At 66.0% G+C, this 315-nt stretch carries 1 pseudogene; it reads left to right on the top strand.

Annotated features, from left to right (window positions below):
- Positions 1 to 315 (top strand): annotated as a pseudogene (locus tag SB753_RS35970) (N-acetylglutamate synthase); the annotation flags it as partial.

The raw sequence follows: 315 nt of genomic DNA, 5'->3' as shown, positions 1-315 counted from the left end.
CTCGACATCGAGGCCGCGATCAGCCAGGGCTTGCCGAACACGCCGATGGCGCACGCGCACATCAGCGTGGTGTCGGGCAACTTCGTGACGGCGCGGCCCGTCGGCATTCTCGACGGGGTCGATTTCCAGCATACGGGCGTGGTGCGCAAGATCGATGCCGAGTCGATCCGCCAGACGCTTTCGAGCGGCAAGATCGTGCTGCTCTCACCGCTCGGCTTCTCGCCGACGGGCGAAGCGTTCAACCTGGCGATGGAAGACGTCGCCTCGGCCGCCGCGATCGCGCTGCGCGCCGACAAGATCGTGTTTCTCACCGAA

Source organism: Paraburkholderia sp. SIMBA_053 (genome assembly GCF_046534895.1).
Lineage (GTDB): Bacteria > Pseudomonadota > Gammaproteobacteria > Burkholderiales > Burkholderiaceae > Paraburkholderia > Paraburkholderia caledonica.
This window is presented reverse-complemented; position numbering and strand designations above follow the sequence as displayed.